Raw genomic sequence first — 15,018 nt, 5'->3', positions numbered from 1 at the left:
AAATTTGGGAATTATAGAATTGAGTTTAGTAATTTTGCATTCGTTTTATTGAATGGATTTATGATTTTTAATTTGTTGATTTTTGCGCCATCATTAAAGTCTTCGGACAATAAATAATCGCAACCAAGTTCTACAGCGGCCAAAACAATAAAAGAATCATAATAAGATAATTTATTCTTCTCTCTTAATTTCAGAGCATTTTTGTAAAATTCAGTTGTTGGAAAAAAAGAACAAATTGGATCTAAGATTTTTTCTATGAAACTTGAAATATCCTGACCTTTCATTGGTGGTTGTCCTTTTGTAAGCATTACATTGCTAAATTCTTGGATGACTTGGTAACTGATACAAAATCTATCAGATTTAAAAGAAGCTTTTATGATATTGGAAGAGATCTCCTTTTTTTCAAAATCCTTTGGTGAAAAGAAGTAAATAAATACATTTGTATCGATGAAGATTTTACCTTTCATTTGCTTCTTCACGGGTTATTTTTCGGTTTATCTTCACATATTCAAATTTTTTCAAATATGCATCTAAATCAAAATCTTTTGGCTCAGATTCAGAATAAGCGCGGAGCCATTCATTAAAAATGTCATTGAGTGACCTTTTTTGTTTACTTGCTTTTAAACGAGCTTTTTCAATCGCCCTTTCGTCAGCTCTAAAAGTAATACTTTTCATGTTTATTATTTTACACGAGTTTCGTGCAAATTGTCAAATTGAAAATTGGTCTTTTTATTATAGTAATCCAATTTCTGATAAATATTCTCATTTTCTATTTATGTTGTTCCAATCTCCACCTAATGAAAGTTAGAAACTTCCTCAAGATGGAGTTTTTTTTGTTTGCGAATGTTTGGTATAGGAGATTCGAATTACAAAGAAGAAAGGATTTCCTTTTTTTTGGCTTCAAACTCTTCTGCGTTGATGAGGCCCTGGTCGAGTAATCCTTTGAGTTTGGCAATCCGGGCGGCTGGGTCATTGGCTGCTGGTGTCGCACCTTGTCCTCCACCTTGGTTCATCATATTGCCCATCATTTGGCCCATATTCATCCCCATTCCCATGCCCATCCCGGTACCCATTGCACCACCACCTTGTCCTTCGTTTTCTGCGGCAGCTTGTCCAATATCGAACATTTTCTTTTGTTGGTATTTATCTCCAAGCATATCGATTTCAAATTTATCGGTAATGATTTTTTGGATTCTTTGGTAGTTAGGATCGTTTTGGTCAAAGTTCACCGAAGATACGTTAAACTCTGTTAAGTCGATTCCATATTTTTCAAATTCAGGCGCCAGTTTGACTCTACCTGCCGTGGAACTTTCATCTCTATATTTGTTAATCTCTACAACTGATGTGTTGTTGTTTAAAATGACTTCTGAAATAAAATCACCAATGCCTCGGACAATATTTGGTTTTAAAAATTCATCAATGGATTCGTTGGTAGTTCGATTTCCGCCTTTCACTACATTCAGTAAAAAGGATCTTGCATCTTTGATTCTAAATTTATAATCACCAAAGGCACGAATGTTTAAAACAATTTTGTATTTCGGATCTTCCAAAGGAATGGGAGTATTGGTTCCCCATTTCATCGCAAAGATAGCTTTGTTTACATAATAAACTTCCGCTGTAAAAGGAGTTTTTCCACCAAACGGAAGATTGATGAGTGCTTCTAAAATAGGAATGTTTCCTGTTTTTAAAGTATGAGTTCCTGGACCAAAAGTATCCAATGCCTTTCCTTCTTTAAAAAAGATGGCTTCTTGGTTTTCATCCACCACAAGTTGTCCTGCAGTGCTGATTTCATCAGATGGATACTTCCAAACGATTTCGTTGGGACTGCCTTCAAATTTAATTCTATCGATTAGTGCCATGGTTTATTTCCTTATTTTATTATTTTAAAAAGATTGAGTTTCTTGATTCAAATTGTGTTTCAAAATCTAACAGTAATTTGTTGATAGATTCAATGGCCGCTTCTGGATTAGAAACAAAAGCAGCGGGAAGGGTATCTAAAATTTCTTTTTGTATGGTCCCCACTTTTTCCAACATTGAAAAGTCATGGTTGAGTAGTTTTTCCATTTCTTCCGCAGTGGCTTTCACTCCAGTGCCGAGTCCATTCAGTCCATACCCAGCAGAACCGACTTTCATTATGATACGATCGAGAAGTGTAGTTGCCGGATTTGTTTTTCCGATGTTTTGGATTTGTGCTTTTGCCACAAAACCTTCTTCTAGTTTACGAAAACTTTCTTTAAAAGAGGTAAGAATTCCTCCGAGTTCTTTTCGAATGAGAAGATCGGTTTTTTCATACTCTTGGTTGGCAAGTGCTTCTTCAAAAAGTTTAGTTTCTTTTAAAAACTTCCGAATGGGATCTTGTTCGTTCTTAAAACGTTCTAATGTTGTTTTTAACCAAGTTTGGTCCATTTTATTCCTCTGTTACGTTTTCTTCTAACGTTTGTATGGTGTCGCAAGTGATGTAGTTAAAGATGACACTTTTTTCAGTTTGGTAGAGCCCTTTGGCGGGAAGAGATTTCCATTTTGCCAGATCAAATTCACAATCATGTTTTTCTCCTTTGGTTTTCCCGCTAGGCTCTGTGAAATGAACTATATATTTTTCTTCCTTGGGTCCTAATCTTTCACAACCAATACTTGTGCTCGCACATTCGCGAATTTGAGGAGTGGGCCAATAAGGTTCTTGTGTTGTTCCAAATCCTTTGGCCACAGCATTTCTATCGAAGGCCCATTTATCGATGCGGTAACTGCAATGGTCATCGTAAACAGGTTCTTGTCTGTATTTGGTGGAACAACTTTCACTTTCGGAAAACGTTCCATCCCCACGATCCGAACGGACTGTATGGCAATCTTCTCCATCCGGAATGCTGTTATAACTTCTGATTTGGCGACTCCTGGACACACTGTACGCACCCATAGGCATAGAGTCACACCATTCGGATTCGGAAACTGGTTTGAACTGATCGATGGCGATTGTGCGAGACCATTCATGGTGAGTGATTTGTAATTCTACTTTTTCCGTCCATAACACACCGAGGCAAACAAATCCAATCCCACCAATTACAATGGTTCCGAGTAACCACAAAACCCATTTGGGAGTTTTGGGATGGGGTTTGATATATTCAGAATTGGGAAAGGCTAAATCTTCTTTGGCTTTTTGGACAGAGTCTTCTGTGGTTCCATCATGATCAGACCTAAGTTTGACAGTTTGTGCACCATCTAAGGAACCACCGCAGTTTCCACAAAACGTGGCTTTGGCTCCATTCGGAGTTTGGCAGAAAGGACAAACCTTATCGGCTCCGTAATAGATATGGTCTTGGACGGCAACTTTGTCTGCATCGTTCGGAAAGTACCGACGACTTGGATCTTGTGTGGCACCACAATTGGGACAATGCCTATGTGTTTTACCGAGTAATTTTTTAGATCCGCAAAATTCGCAGTCCCAAAGCATTTCATAGATTCTTTCTTCTGCCATCGCAACCAAGGTTTATCCGCAAAAAATTGACTTTTGCAAGAAAAATATTTTCAATTCGTAAAATCCCACTTAGAATCTTAGCAACATGAGATTGGTACTAAATCTAATTTTAAATTTTCGCTATTTCCTTCTCTCTTTTGTAGTTCTGATTTTCTCTCTTGGTTACCTTCATTCTCGATCAAAACAGAATGCAGTTCATCCACTAGATAGTTTGTATTTGAAATTATCACCTAACGTAGTTAATGCGGATAGGAAAATCAACTTCCGAAGACTATCTCTTCATTTGCGAGGAGTGATTCCTAGTGTCGCCGAATGGAAGGAACTCGAAGCTCTGCCTGCCGACCAAAGTTTAGAATCATTCGCAGTTAATTTTTTAAAACAACCTGAGTTTGCCGAATACTGGGGAACCAAGTTTACTTCTATGTTGCGAGACAAATCCAAAGGTCGAAAAATTCCTACAGGGAAATTCTTTGAATACGTTGCGAATTCTCTTCATAAAAACAAACCCTATGACCAATTAGTACAAGAGATGTTAACCTCAACTGGAAATGTAAAAGAATCACCGGCTACCATGTTTTACATTCGGGATGGAGCCGATCCATTACAAACAGCTGAGTATGTTGGAAGGTTATTTTATGCAAAACGAGTGGCTTGTGCTAGGTGCCATGACCATCCTTATATTTCGGATTTTACTAGAAGAGATTATTATGCACTTGCAGCTTTTTTTAGCCAACAGTTCTTTCGGGATGGATCTTGGGAAGCAGATCGTTATGGAAAAACTTTCAGTTATGTTCCGAGAGAATTAGAAGTCCATCTTCCTATGGAAGACCAAAAAAATCTCCAAGACAAAAACAATGAATGGAATCGAGACAATTGGAACAAATGGACCGACGAACAACGAAAAGACTACCAAAAGAAACATGAAGTAGAATATGCCACACTCTATTACCAACCCAAACTGGGACTTCGTTTTCCTCATACAGATGATGCCCCTGGTGGTGATTTGGTACGGCCCAAATATTTGGATGGAAAGGAAGCCAAACTAAAACCTGGGGAAGATCGTAGAAAGGCCTTTGCTGATTGGTTAACCAGCAAATCCAATGACAGGTTTCGCAAAGTTTTGATCAACCGGGTTTGGACAGAACTTATGGGATGGAGTTTTTTCACACCACTTGATGATTGGAATGAAGACACTGTGGTGACAGGAGAAGAGATCCTAAACCATCTCGATTCTTATTTTTTGACAAACAACTTAAAACTAAAAGAACTCATTTTATATATTGTCACTTCGAATGCTTATAATCGTTCGCTGACAAAAAGTTCAAATGACCAAGATCCTATACGTTATTTTTCACCGACAAGATTGGACAGTGACCAACTCCTGAACTCTCTCATTCGAGTTTCCGATTCCCAAAAGATCAGTAATATTCGCGAAAGGAATTTATCTTGGATTTCTGGCCTTATGGATAAAAAACCATATGATTTGACAGGTACTGGTTCTGTTCGATTTCCCCAAGACAACTTAAAAGAATTCACAAACGCAGTGGAAGTGGAGCGACCTGCACCTTACCATACGATGTTATCAGTATTTGGGTCTGGACCTCGTGTGGATATTTCTGATGATATCACGGAGCTTACCATCGAACAAATGTTAACACTAATGAACGGACGTGTGGTAGGAAAGCTGGTTTGGGATTTTGGGAACAAAGAGTCTTTAGTGAAACAAGAATTTGACCAAGTAAAATCAATGAATTTGGTTATTTCCAATCTTTACTTTCGACTTTTAGGCCGAGAGCCAAGTCCTTTAGAAAAAGAAAAAATAAAAACACTAATGTTAAAACCAGATTCTGTTTTTGACAAAGACTTACTCCAAGACATTCTCTGGGCTCTGATCAATAGCCAAGAGTTCCAACATATCAATTAAGGAATTTTCATGGATCGCAAAGAATTTTTAAAAAAATCAATCCTCAGTTTGGGACTCAGTCCCTTTTTGTTTTCTACAAATCCCTTGGGAAGTTTACATGCGGAAGAAGAAGAAGAATCGATAGCCCTTCCTTCCAAAGTGAAGTCAGTCATCTTTATTGAAATGATGGGAGGGATGAGCCATGTGGATACATTAGATCCCAAACCAAACAGTGCTTTTGGAAAAGTAAACTCCAGTATATCTGGACTTTCTGTATTGGAACCATTTTCCCTTACCGCCAAACAATTACACTCGATTGGAACCGTTAGGTCTACTTGGAGTGAAGAAGGAGATCATGGTTTTGCACAAATGTTACTAAGTACAGGATACCGAATGACAGAGGCTATGGGTTTTCCGGACATTCCTCATTTTGGTGCCGTGATTGCTTATGCTAAAAAAGCAAAAGTCAAATCTTCATATTTTCCAAGTTATGTGTCGATTGGTGGTCGTGGTGGGAAAAATGGAAACTCTGGGTTCCTCGGAATCGATTATTCTGGTTACCACGTTGGAAATGTGGATGAACCCATTCAACACCTAAACCCATCTTATGGAAAATTTTCCGATGATCGGATTCTTCGAAGAAAAGATTTGGTTTCTTTTATGAATGAAGAGTTTTCTAAAACCTATCCGACAAAAGAATCCAAACATTGGAAAAATATGCTCGTAGCAGCGGAAGAGTTTCGCAATTCCAAAAACATCGATAGTTTTCGCATCAGTTTGGAAGAGGAAAAAACACGAGCGCGTTACGGAACTACTTGGCAAGGCAAAGCGATGTTACTTGCCAAACGTCTTGCGGCACAGGAAGTACCTTTCATCCATATCTCCATTGGAGGATTTGATACACATACGGGAAACAAAGCACAAATTACTAAAATTATGAAAGAAACCGACATGGGAATTGCAGCTTTGTTAGAAGATCTTAACAATACTGGTCTCATGAAACAAACGTTATTTGTTCTTACCAGTGAATTTGGAAGAACTCCTGATGTAGGATCAAGAGACGGTCGTGACCATCATCCAAAAGTTTGGTCCACTTTACTCGGTGGTGGCCCCTTTGCCAAAGGATTTGTGTTAGGTGAAACCGATGAAACAGGTTCCAAACCTTTAAATCCAAAGGAATCACTTCATGTAAGAGATTTGATTGCCACCATTTACCAAGCAGCAGGAGTCAACCCCGAAGGTGTACTCACGAATTCTTTTGGCCGTCCATTTCTATTGACTACGAAAAAAGCCAAAGTCTTTGAAAGTTTGTTTTAGTTCTTCTGCGCTTTATCGATGCAGAGATAACCATTTGTGAGAATGGTATCAAGCGAAGTGGATTTTTCTCCTGGATTCAAATAGGTTTCTGTAAATTGGGAACCTGTTCCGTATGATTGACAGTTGGCGATGGCAGCTTCCCGAGTATCATTGGGTTTCGCATATACCACCGTAGTGACTTTCGTTGTATCTCCGTTTGGTTGGTAACGACAAACTCCCACTAGGTTTTGGATAGAACATTTGGAGGAGGACTTAGTAAAACCCAGTGGACAAGAGATTTCTTCTTTCACCACTGCATACTGTTCTGTACAGGATGGTGAATCATTGGAAGTCGCAGAACAAGAACCTAAAAATTGGAAACTTCCACTAAAGCCAGGTTTTCCTGCATTCAAACTAGCCAAATACAAAGTTTGAAGGCATTTCGTCTGTGTTTCCTTAATTTTATCTTCCCGTTGTGCTTTACATTGTTCTAAGGATAAAGCTAACAAAAGTATAGTGATCAATGATTTCGTTAATGGGTTCATTTTAATAGAATACCTGAATTTGTGTTCGAACTACGTGGTCTCCTTCTGCGGCTGTGGGAGTTCCTGTGTAATAAAAATAGTCAGTTTGCCATTTTAAATTGTGTTCTGCAAAGTAATAGGAGAGTGCTCCTCCCACTTCACGAGAATATTTCAAATTGGGATCGGTTTCTCCCAAGGGACGAAATTCTCCAAATCGAAAACTAAGTTCATATTGATTCGTAAAAAGGTAACCCAACTGGACAAAATGCCCTTGTCCACTTCTAGAATATTCTCTAGAAAGTGCTGTGTTGACTGTTTTTTCCACATAAGCCGTGTTTGCTCTTCTCCACAACCATTCATATTGAAAGGAAAAACCCATCCATTTAAAATAAATATCTCCCGCAGCGTGGCTATAATTGAATTTTGCAAAACTATATTCAACACCATGAGTACTCAGTGACCTGTCAGAATTTTTATTGTAAGCACCAGAAACTCCTAGAGACAATTTTGGTTCTTTGTATCTGGCAAAATCACTTTCTGACAACCAATCATTATCAGAACCGGATTTTGACATTCCACCAAAAGGAGAAAAAATAAATCTGGCAACGGTCAATACACCGGGAGTTTGTCTTTCAACTCGGTTTCTCCCTTGTCCACCAAAAACACCTAAGTAGTAAGCAAACATTCGTTTGCTGCCAAATAGATCTTCTGAAAATAAATATGTTCCTACATCACGATCTAAATTAAATTCTGCGGTGACAGAAGACCTATCAACCGTTTGTAAGGCACTGGATGAATTCCAACGTTGTCTGCTGAATGGAACTTTCATCTGACCAAAAGCGATCTTAACATCCCGATACTGGTTGTAGACAATATTCGCATCTCTTAATGTATTCCGCCTTTGGCTTTCCATATCTCTTTCGGCAAAACCCATTTGTAAGTTCACAAGCCATGTATCATTGAATAATCCTGCTTTTAGTTGTAATCTGGTGCGACGAACAAGAAAGTTTGTAGTATCTTGAGAAGGATCCAATTGAAAACTTTGATTTCCTTGGACTTGTGATCGAAACCTTAATTGAATATTGTGTTTGCCATCGGTGGAAGTGGCACGAATTCCTTTTCCCAGTCCGGTTTCCCAATTGGATTTGTTTTCCGGTGCTGCTGACACTTGGGTCGTCACTGGTGGTGGAGGGGAATTCTCTGAACTTGTTTGTTGGGAACCTGTTTCCACTTTTGGTTCTGTTTTTTCTTCTGCCATAACGGAAAAAGGAAAGGAAAAGAAACTCAAAAAGAGAAATGCATATTGGATTGGAATTCGATTCTTATGTAACATAAACGTAAATTTTGTAATAAATGTCAAAGTGAACAGGATGGAGGAAATGGCAAAAGGAAATCGGTCTTAAATTTTCAGATTATTTACCTCTCCTGACCCATTTTTCCTTTTCTTACCGAAGAAACTTAAAATACTGATCCCTGATCTATGAAAAAAGCACTCATCACCGGAATCACAGGCCAAGACGGGTCCTATCTGGCAGAACTCCTCTTACAAAAAGGATATGAAGTCCACGGAATCGTTCGTAGAACGAGCCTTTTCAATCGCAATCGCATTGAACACCTGCATGGAAACCCGAATCTCCACTTACATTATGGAGACATGACAGATTCCTCGAACCTAAACCGAATCTTAGAAAAAATCCAACCTTCAGAAATTTATAACCTAGCAGCACAATCCCACGTTCAAGTTTCTTTCGAAGTCCCTGAATATACGGCAGAAGTGGACGCTGTGGGAACATTACGAATCTTAGATGCGATTAAACAAACAGGAATCAACTCCCGATTTTACCAAGCTTCTACTTCGGAACTTTACGGCCTTGTCCAAGAAGTGCCACAAACAGAAAAAACACCATTTTATCCACGTTCTCCTTATGCTGTAGCAAAACTTTATGCGTATTGGGCTGTTGTCAATTATCGTGAAGCGTACAAATTGCACGCATCCAATGGAATTTTATTTAACCACGAATCTCCAAGACGCGGAGAAACCTTTGTAACAAGAAAAATCACACTCGGTGTTGCTGCTGTGAAAGCAGGAAAACTTCCGCATATTACTATGGGAAACATTGATTCCAAACGCGATTGGGGATATGCACCTGATTACGTGGAAATGATGTGGATGATGTTACAAAAAGACACTCCTGATGATTATGTAGTGGCAACCAATGAAACACATACAGTTCGTGAGTTTATTGAAGAGGCTTATAAAATTGCTGGTTTTGAAGTAGTATGGGAAGGGAAAGACGATAAAGAAGTGGGTAAGGATAAAAAATCCGGCCAAGTTCTCGTAAAAATAGATCCAAAATACTACAGACCTACGGAAGTTGAACTTTTAATTGGAAATCCTGAAAAAGCAAAACGTCAGTTAGGTTGGGAACCAAAGGTAAAATTCAAAGAATTGGTTCAAATCATGATGAAAGCAGATCTAAGGGACCAAGGATTTTAATCTCACACCACAAAAACACAGACCTAAGATAGGCAATCATGTCTTAGGTTGTAATTCCAAGAGTTTTGTACCGGTTGACAAACTCTTGGTTTAAAATTTCGAATGTGTTGTTAGGTTTTATAGGAAAAGAATCTAAACTCGGTTTAAATGCCGAAAAACTGATCTAACATCAATTTTTTCAAAGTTTCTTTTAGTTTTTCTTGGATGTTGACAATTTTCACTGTCATCTTTTTTTCATCGGCTTTGTTTTTAAATGATAACAAACGAGAGATTCCAAGGGAACTCACGATCACTACCTTTTCCAAATCCAAAGAAATTTCCTGGACATTCTTTTCCAGAATCTCCGCTAATATTTCCCGTAACTCCGGTGCATTTCCGTCGAGAATTTGATCCATAAAACGAACGCGGATCGTATTACCCTTTTCTTCAACTAGTATCTTATCGCTCATATTTCCGTGGCCTCTAACATAAGTCAGGAGAAAAAAACTGGCAAGAAGTTATTTCAGCTTCTTTAGCTTATTCTCCATGTTAGCCTTTTTATGATAGAATTGGACGAGTTTTTCTAGCTCAGCCATGTCCGTACAAACAATTTTTCCCATATCCATACGAATAAATTTATTATTCTTCATGATATCGGCGATCAAAAGTTCATCTTTTGGATCCGTTAAACCCACCATTTTGAGAAGGTCTTTGGTCCCAATTTCAAAATTATAAGCTTGTTTAGGCGTTACTTTGATCCGATTTTTCTCAGCCAAAGTCATCAGTGTATCAACAATACGGCCTTGAGGATCTTTCAGGAGTAAGTTTGCTAATTGTTTGTAAGCAATCCAAATTCTTTCGGAAAGCAGAGTGATGAGCCTTGTAGCCAATTGTGGTTGGGCTTTTACCATACCTTCAAAGTTGGCTTTGTTGATAGCAAGAAGTTCTACGTCACCGGCCGCCACTGCTGAAGCAGAGCGTGGTTTGTTATCAAGGATAGCCATCTCTCCAAAAATATCTCCAGCTTGGAGAACAGCGAGCATCACTTCGTTTTGGTTTACAATTTTGGAAATTTTAACCTTTCCACTTTGTAAGATAAATAATTCCTTACCCGGCTCGTGTTCACAAAAGATCATCTCACTATCTTTATAGTTTCGATTGAATTTATTATAATCAATGGGAGGTGCTTGGAATGGTTGGTTGCTAGTTTGCAATCGTAGTTTTGCCTGTGGCACAAACTGACCATTCGGAAGGTGTTTTAAATAACTTTGGTAAGCAAACGTTGCATGTGATGTATTTTGCTGCTGGAAGTAATATTCACCAATTTTAAAAAGTTCGTTTGGATCTTCTTCGACTGCATTGCGAAAAGACAATCGAGTAATGGTGGTATCAAATTGTCGTAACTTCATCGAGAAGAAACGAATGATATTCATTGCCACCGCAGTGGACTTTTGGATTAGGGTTCCAAATTGGTCGTAACTAACAGAGATTAAAGATACATTAGTTAGGGAAGTAGCAGATTCGATTTGTGGGTGTTGGCTCATGGCCGCAACCACACCAAAGAAGTCACCAGGTCCTAAAACTTGGTTAGGATCTTCTCCGACAACTGCAGTCTCACGCGTGACACGTACCTTCCCCTCACGGATGATATAGAAATTATTCGCATCCTTTTTCCCCTCTACAATAATGTAGGAGTTCGCTGGGAAAGTAACCATTTGAAAAAACGACATTCTTAAATCTCTGAACCCTTTTTGCTCAACGTGCCTAGTTTATTATCGGAGATCCCTAGGGCAATATTTTCGTAAAAATTACTTATTTTTACTCTCTCCTAAAATTTCCATCTGAGTCAGTTCTAATTCCGCTTCTTGGGCAATTTTACTGGAATACGTATTTTTAATAATGTCCTGAAAAATCTGATAGGCTTTATCTTCCCGGCCCATTCGGACAAAGGCTTTTCCTGAAATCAGGTAGGATTCGAGGCCTTCTTCAGTATTAGGAAATTCTTTATAAGTTTTTAGTTCGTTTTCAGCAAGAGCTAAAATATCTCCCGTCATGCGGTAGTTGGAACTTAAAATCTTCCGGATATCTCTTGTTTTAGGATGGCCCGGATAAAGTAACAGAAAACTTTTGCAAGATTCTACGGATTGGTAATGGTATCGATCATCCAAAAACTCTTTTGCTTTTTGGTAAAGAAGTTCACCTTGTTTGGTGCGTTCATTGGCAAAAATTTGGTTGGTAGAACTTTCTGCGAAAAGGGGCAAAAATCCCAGTGAAATCAAGATTCCCAGTGCGGAAATGGCCTGTCGGAAAAGATACCAAACTGTAGAATTCTGTCTCATTACTATCAATTTCGGTCGAAACTAGGATTCTACTGAACGGGTTTTTCTTCAGAAAGGGCAAGAATTTTCGGAATTCCTGTCAAATCCCATAATTCTGCTGAGGCCCGCATCCGTTTTCCTGTGGGCAATCGAAAGATCCAATTTCCTTTTCCTTCTGGTCCCGATTTAAATTCAATTTGGTGTTTGGTGAGGTCACCCATCCTGCGCTCTCGCAGTGGAGGTACGGGAAAACTTCTAAGTTTTTCTTCTGTTGGATAAAGATATAACTGAACCATATAGGAAGTATTCGATGGTGCGTTGTATTCGTAATTTAGAATGTAACCGGATTCAGATCCGTCTTCATATGGTAGAATATTTAAAATTTTGATTTGGGAGTTTGCGGGTAGGTTTGTACTGGATTTCGTAGTTTCAGTGGCAAGAGCCTGTTCCCCTTCGGATTTAAAAAAGATCCGTTTGAAGGAAGAATCGTAATCTTCGGGACGTTTTAAAGAATAATAATTTCCATCACCAAGAATTGAAAGTCTTTTTAGATCTTCTTCTCCTTGCGGATCAATATCAATCCCTAACACTTGCAAACGAAATTTTTTTCCAGAATTTTTCAATTGGTAGAGTACTGCTTTGGGATCACCATCACAACTTTCCACACCATCAGAGATAAAAATAATTTCAGTTTCTTGTACATCATTCAAAAGAAACTCACCAACTACATTTAAGGTTTGAGCAATCGGCGTAGAACCTGCTGGAATGATTGAGGAAATCTTTTGACTGACAATGGATGCGGCCCCTCGTTGAATAGGGTGGTACAATCTGGCTGAGGAACAACCTGCAATTCGGTTTCCGTAGGCAACAAGACCCACACTCACGTCCTTTGGCAATCCACCAAGAACTTGTAAAAGTTTTTCTTTGGCAACCGCCATCCTGGTTTTCCCATCCCATTTTTCAGACATGGAGCCGCTGGCATCTAAAATGAAAACGTATCGTTTGTTAGGTTGTGATTGGGTCGAAACTGGGAAATCGAAAAGAAAAAACAAACAACAACATACGATGACAGAGATTTTGTTGAATCGCCGGTCTTTGTTTTGGTTTTGTTTCCGCACCTTTACAACATCGGCGAAAACGGAATTTGACCTTAGAGGGAATTGGGATCTAAAAAAGGAGGTTTCAACAGATTTGGTTTCACAAGAAGAGGTGTCCTGTCAAAGGAAGAATGGTCTCGTAGGAATCGTAAAATCATTTCGCAGGTGGCACCCCAAAGGAGACCATCACCTAAATCAAAATAATAAGCAAAATGTTCCCTGCCTGGGACTTGAATGGCATAAAACGGTTTTGTCCAAAGGTCGGAAAAGGGGAGGAGGATGACTCGTTCCACTTCTTCTGTATTGTGTGGGAAAGTAAAATCACCTTCATAAATGGCCAAAAACGGGGTGATATGAAAACCGGTCCTCGTATGGAGACCTTCCAGTTTTCCGAGGACGTTTAAGGTAGAACGTTGTACACCCATCTCTTCTTCCCATTCCCGAAGGGCAGTGACAAGGAGATTGGGATCCTCTTTTTCTTTAACTCCACCTGGAAATGAAATTTGGCCAGGGTGAGATTTTAGATGTTTGGAGCGCTCTGTAAGAATGATACCTTCTGCCGAATCTTTGGATCCAAACAAAGGAAAAATCACTCCCGACTTGATTTCTGATGTGTCAGGAATTTCTTCGAAGTCCCTTGAAAGTTTTTCTACAAAGGACTCGTAGGGTATCATCAACTCTCGTCTTTCGAGTTTTGGTTTTGTTTTTTCCTACGTTTGGCAACAAATGCTTCTTTGGAACGAATGGCCACTAAACGGTTGATCATCGAATCAAAAGGAAGTCCTTGGATAGCAGCAAGTAAACTTGGACCATAGTTTTGTACTTTCCAATCCGAAAACACATGGAGTGCTTTTAGTTCTTCTAAGTTTTTTGGTGCTGCTCGTAAAATAACGATGAGTTGTTTGTTGGAAGGTAGAAGAGAATGTTCCATTCGTCTAGCGCGCATAATACGAAGTCGCCATTTCTTAGCGTTTTCAAATTTATGATTTTCTTCTTCGTTTAGATCTTCCCCGTGACGTTTCGAAAGTTCTGAGGTATCAATGGGATCGCTATATTCTGCTATTAACAGTTTGTAGATTTCTGATCCATCCTTTTTACCAAACCATTCGATACATTTGTCTTCGTTAGGTTGTTCTTTGACAGCTTGAGATAGTTTGTCGTTATTAAAAACGCGGAAACTAGCTTTGTTGATTCGTTTTGCTTTTTCGTCGCGGTAACGAAGGAGTTCTAAAATCTTTCTTCTTTCGAGCGGAGTGAAATTAAGAATGTCAGGAAATTTTCCAAGGGAGAATCCTTCTCCTTCTTTGGCAACATACTCTTCAGAGGCAATAAATTCAAACTCAGATTTTGCTTCTTCATACAGAGTTCTACGTTTTAACTCTTCTTCCATTTTTAACCAAATGGATTCTAAATAAGCAGTATCAAGAGCTGCGTATTTTAGCTGTTGTTTTTGGAGGGGGCGAATTTCCCAATTAGACTTCTGTTCTACTTTGGAAAGTGTTACTTTATGATAATGTTCTACCACATGGGACAATGAACTTTGTTCTAGTGACAATAAACGAGAACTGATCATTGTATCTGCCGTGTTCACAAATTTGAACCCAAAGTCTCTTTTTAAGGCTTTGATATCGTCTTGTGCCGAATGGAAGATTTTGAGAATGTTCGGATCTTCAAACAAAGGACCCAAAGCTGACAAATTTGTGATTTTTAGAGGGTCAATCAGGTAATTTTTGCCATTAGAATTGATCTGAATGAGACAAACTTTGGGGTAGTACGTGTAATAACCGGAGGACTCGGTGTCGATGGACATGATTTTGGACTGTCTGAGATTAATCAGAGCTAAATCCAAAGCTTTTGCTGTATCAACGAGAATATAGTTGGAATTGATTTGCATCTAATTGGGATTTTGGAAATACTGCAATTGTCATTCTAACA

The 15,018-nt window shown here is 38.8% G+C and carries 16 protein-coding genes; 3 read left to right on the top strand and 13 right to left on the bottom strand.

Annotated elements, in window-relative coordinates; all coding sequences use genetic code 11:
* Positions 1-11: 11 nt before the first annotated feature.
* From EHQ31_RS17430 to EHQ31_RS17410, 5 genes are all read right to left on the bottom strand, one after another.
* Positions 12-467, bottom strand: a complete 456-nt coding sequence (locus tag EHQ31_RS17430; protein WP_135572430.1) for a PIN domain-containing protein — start codon at positions 465-467, stop codon at positions 12-14.
* Positions 457-675, bottom strand: a complete 219-nt coding sequence (locus EHQ31_RS17425) for a hypothetical protein (RefSeq protein WP_004787168.1) — start codon at positions 673-675, stop codon at positions 457-459. The genes EHQ31_RS17430 and EHQ31_RS17425 overlap by 11 nt, the downstream gene beginning before the upstream one ends.
* A gap of 191 nt (positions 676-866) precedes the next feature.
* Positions 867-1,859, bottom strand: coding sequence for an SPFH domain-containing protein (locus tag EHQ31_RS17420; RefSeq protein WP_135572428.1), 993 nt, complete (start codon positions 1,857-1,859; stop codon positions 867-869).
* A gap of 19 nt (positions 1,860-1,878) precedes the next feature.
* Positions 1,879-2,406 carry an LIMLP_15305 family protein gene (locus tag EHQ31_RS17415; protein WP_135572426.1) on the bottom strand — a complete coding sequence of 176 codons (528 nt, stop codon included), beginning with the start codon at positions 2,404-2,406 and terminating at the stop codon, positions 1,879-1,881.
* A gap of 1 nt (position 2,407) precedes the next feature.
* Positions 2,408-3,478: a zinc ribbon domain-containing protein gene (locus tag EHQ31_RS17410; protein ID WP_135572424.1), complete on the bottom strand. Its 1,071-nt coding sequence runs from the start codon at positions 3,476-3,478 to the stop codon at positions 2,408-2,410.
* Between the two features lie 76 nt (positions 3,479-3,554).
* Here EHQ31_RS17410 and EHQ31_RS17405 point away from each other — a divergent pair, with 76 nt between their 5' ends.
* Together EHQ31_RS17405 and EHQ31_RS17400 are read left to right on the top strand one after the other, a co-directional pair.
* Complete coding sequence (locus tag EHQ31_RS17405; RefSeq protein WP_135572422.1) at positions 3,555-5,393, top strand: DUF1553 domain-containing protein; 1,839 nt, start codon at positions 3,555-3,557, stop codon at positions 5,391-5,393.
* A 9-nt stretch (positions 5,394-5,402) separates the two neighbouring features.
* Positions 5,403-6,689, top strand: a complete 1,287-nt coding sequence (locus EHQ31_RS17400; RefSeq protein ID WP_135572421.1) for a DUF1501 domain-containing protein — start codon at positions 5,403-5,405, stop codon at positions 6,687-6,689.
* Here EHQ31_RS17400 and EHQ31_RS17395 read toward each other — a convergent pair.
* Together EHQ31_RS17395 and EHQ31_RS17390 are read right to left on the bottom strand one after the other, a co-directional pair.
* Positions 6,686-7,213: a hypothetical protein gene (locus tag EHQ31_RS17395; RefSeq protein ID WP_135572420.1), complete on the bottom strand. Its 528-nt coding sequence runs from the start codon at positions 7,211-7,213 to the stop codon at positions 6,686-6,688. The two genes, EHQ31_RS17400 and EHQ31_RS17395, sit on opposite strands and share 4 nt — an antisense overlap.
* Position 7,214: 1 nt before the next feature.
* Entirely contained in the window at positions 7,215-8,525 is a 1,311-nt protein-coding gene (locus tag EHQ31_RS17390; RefSeq protein ID WP_135572419.1) for a porin, read from the bottom strand.
* 147 nt (positions 8,526-8,672) lie between these two features.
* Between EHQ31_RS17390 and gmd the strand changes: the two genes are divergently transcribed.
* The gene (gmd, locus tag EHQ31_RS17385) at positions 8,673-9,689 is read left to right on the top strand and encodes a GDP-mannose 4,6-dehydratase (RefSeq protein WP_135572418.1); all 1,017 of its coding nucleotides are present in this window, start codon (positions 8,673-8,675) and stop codon (positions 9,687-9,689) included.
* A gap of 143 nt (positions 9,690-9,832) precedes the next feature.
* Here the strand turns inward: gmd and EHQ31_RS17380 are convergent, their stop codons facing one another.
* The 6 genes from EHQ31_RS17380 to EHQ31_RS17355 all read right to left on the bottom strand — a co-directional run bounded on the left by EHQ31_RS17380 (position 9,833) and on the right by EHQ31_RS17355 (position 14,977).
* Complete coding sequence (locus EHQ31_RS17380) at positions 9,833-10,138, bottom strand: STAS domain-containing protein (protein ID WP_135572417.1); 306 nt, start codon at positions 10,136-10,138, stop codon at positions 9,833-9,835.
* A 48-nt stretch (positions 10,139-10,186) separates the two neighbouring features.
* Entirely contained in the window at positions 10,187-11,398 is a 1,212-nt protein-coding gene (locus EHQ31_RS17375; protein ID WP_135572415.1) for a Crp/Fnr family transcriptional regulator, read from the bottom strand.
* Between the two features lie 78 nt (positions 11,399-11,476).
* Complete coding sequence (locus tag EHQ31_RS17370; protein ID WP_244247459.1) at positions 11,477-12,007, bottom strand: tetratricopeptide repeat protein; 531 nt, start codon at positions 12,005-12,007, stop codon at positions 11,477-11,479.
* 29 nt (positions 12,008-12,036) lie between these two features.
* Positions 12,037-13,062: a vWA domain-containing protein gene (locus EHQ31_RS17365; protein ID WP_420844124.1), complete on the bottom strand. Its 1,026-nt coding sequence runs from the start codon at positions 13,060-13,062 to the stop codon at positions 12,037-12,039.
* A 74-nt stretch (positions 13,063-13,136) separates the two neighbouring features.
* A complete protein-coding gene (locus EHQ31_RS17360; protein WP_135572411.1) occupies positions 13,137-13,757 on the bottom strand; it encodes an NUDIX hydrolase in 621 nt (206 codons plus the stop codon).
* A complete protein-coding gene (locus tag EHQ31_RS17355) occupies positions 13,757-14,977 on the bottom strand; it encodes a ribonuclease D (protein WP_135572409.1) in 1,221 nt (406 codons plus the stop codon). The genes EHQ31_RS17360 and EHQ31_RS17355 overlap by 1 nt, the downstream gene beginning before the upstream one ends.
* Between the last annotated feature and the right edge of the window lie 41 nt (positions 14,978-15,018).

The sequence above is a fragment of the Leptospira montravelensis genome (assembly GCF_004770045.1).
GTDB classification, from domain to species: Bacteria; Spirochaetota; Leptospiria; order Leptospirales; family Leptospiraceae; genus Leptospira_A; species Leptospira_A montravelensis.
This window is presented reverse-complemented; position numbering and strand designations above follow the sequence as displayed.